Origin of the sequence: Mesorhizobium sp. M7A.F.Ca.CA.002.04.1.1 (assembly GCF_004022805.1) — a bacterium.
Taxonomy (GTDB): domain Bacteria; phylum Pseudomonadota; class Alphaproteobacteria; order Rhizobiales; family Rhizobiaceae; genus Mesorhizobium; species Mesorhizobium ciceri.
In genome coordinates, this window is sequence record NZ_RZPL01000855.1 from 1 (window position 1) to 2238 (window position 2238).

Below are 2238 nucleotides of genomic sequence, written 5' to 3' on the forward strand. Positions count from 1 at the left end.
CGACAGGGCCGCCCAGGTGCCGCTGACCAGCGCCAGCGCGCTGGCCAGGAAGCCGGTGACCAGGCTGGCCTTGACCGCTCTGCCGGCGGCACCGGAAATGACATCGGTGTAGTGCTCCGTCGTCAGGCCGTTGGGCAGCACGCCGTTCCACTGGTCGGCGAGGCTGGACAGGAGGATGACCGCGAGCGGCGCCAGGAACAGCACGCCGAAGATCAGTGCGAAGAGCACCCACAGGACAAGACGACCGGAGCGTGACCAGACCAGCATGGGCTAGGCTCCCAACCGGCCGGCGGCGAAACGGTAGAGGCCAAACAGGCCGAGCGACAGCGCGATGTTGACGACGGCGATGATACAGGCGACCTGATAGGCCGATTCCTGGATCGCCTTGCCATAGATCAGCAGCGGCAGGGTGATGACGCCCTTGGCGCCGATGAACAGCACGATGCCGAATTCGTTGACAGTCAACAACAGGCAGAGGCTGCCGCCGGCGATGAGTGCCGGGATTGCCGCCGGCAGGATCACCTGGCGAACGATGCGAAACGGCCGCGCGCCGAGCACGCTCGCCGCTTCGATCTGGCCACGGTCGACCAGCGAAAAGGCGGCGAGCAGCGGCCGCAGGATGAAGGGTGTGTAGACAGTGACCTCGGCCAGGATCACACCCCACGCGGAATAGAGGAAATCGACGGGCGGCAGCGGCAGCGAAAAGGTCTCCATCAGCCCGGCATTGAGCATGCCGGCGGAGCCATAGAGGAAGGTGAAGGCAAGCGTCACCAGGAATGTCGGCAGCGCGATGAAGGTATCGATCAGCCGGGCGATGAAGCCGCTGCCGGGGAACGGCACGAAGGCCAGAATCAGCGCCAGCACGAGGCCGACGACCAGACATCCGGCCGTCGCCGCGACCGAGATCGACACCGTGTTGATCAGCGCGTTGAGGAAGAAGCGCGAATGCAGCACGCGGATGACTTCGGCGACATTGGCGACGCCACTGTCGTCGAGGAAGGCCTGGCGGGCAATCAGTGCCAACGGATAGAAGAACAGCAGCGCCAGCAGGGCCGCCGGTGGCACTATCCACAATTTACCCGACGAGAGCTTCATCGCCGGCGCAGGGATGGCGACCGCCTCAGACACCGGCGTCTTCCGGGAGAAGCGAGGTGTCGGCGGGCGCGAAGAACAGCGGCACCTTGGCGCCGGGTTCGGGCAAGGCGATCGGCAGCCTGGTCGCCGAGACACGCACCGGCGTGCCGTCGACGTCGAGCACGAGATGGGTCAGTTCGCCCTGCCAGTGCACTTCCTGGAGCGTGCCCACGATGCGGTTGGTATGGTCGCTGTCGGCGGTCAGGCTGAGATGCTGCGGCCTGATACAGAGCAGGCTCTTGTCGCCGGCCTTCTCGTTGCGGCCGGCGCCGGTCAGCAGCGCGTCACCATGCCTTGCCGTGGCAAATCCCTTCGACCCGACGGCCTCGGCAACCGTTACCGGAAGAAGATTGGCGCGGCCGAGGAACTCGGCCGTAAAACGGTTTGGCGGGCGGCGGTAGAGTTCGGTCGTCGGTCCATGCGAACAGACCCTGCCGTCGCGCATGATGGCGATCTTGTCGGCAAGCGTCAGTGCCTCGGTCTGGTCGTGGGTGACATAGAGGATCGTGAGGCCGGGCAGGCTGCGGTGCAGCCGGGCAATCTCCTCGACCATGTTGCGGCGGATCTGGGCGTCGAGCGCCGAGAGCGGCTCGTCGAGCAGGAGCACGCGCGGCCGCACGGCCAAGGCACGCGCAATCGCCACGCGCTGCTGCTGGCCGCCCGAAAGCTCGCGCGGATAGCGCCGGGCATAGGCCGACATGCCGACAGTGCCCAGCGCATCCTTGATCCGCTCACCGATCAGCGCCTTGTCGGCGCCCTGTGCTCTGAGGCCGAAGGCAACGTTGTCCTCGACCCGCATATGCGGAAACAGCGCGTAGTTCTGCACCACCATGCCAAGGCCGCGCTCGTAGGGCGGCAGATCGGTCACATCGGTGGCGCCGATGCGGATCCGCCCGCTGGCGGGTCGCACGAAGCCGGCCACGGCGCGCAAGGCCGTCGTCTTGCCGGAGCCGGATGGGCCGATCATCGCCAGGATCTCGCCAGGTGCGATATCCAGGGTCAGCGGATGCAGGACGACATGCGCGCCATAGGCAACGCTGACCTTGTCGAAATGGACATTGGAGCCGGCGCCGCGAACCTTCGCGGCGTCGATGTCCATGACAC

Annotated in this window: 2 protein-coding genes and 1 pseudogene; all 3 read right to left on the reverse strand. The window is 66.3% G+C overall.

The window, feature by feature from the left end:
- A pseudogene (locus ENZ75_RS29460) lies at window positions 1–267 on the reverse strand (phosphonate ABC transporter permease); the annotation flags it as partial.
- Between the two features lie 3 nt (window positions 268–270).
- Window positions 271–1128, reverse strand: a complete 858-nt coding sequence (locus ENZ75_RS29465; protein WP_063167537.1) for a 2-aminoethylphosphonate ABC transporter permease subunit — start codon at window positions 1126–1128, stop codon at window positions 271–273.
- Window positions 1121–2238: ATP-binding cassette domain-containing protein (locus ENZ75_RS29470; protein WP_206617127.1), on the reverse strand; the 1118-nt coding region annotated here is incomplete at its 5' end. The genes ENZ75_RS29465 and ENZ75_RS29470, both read right to left, overlap by 8 nt.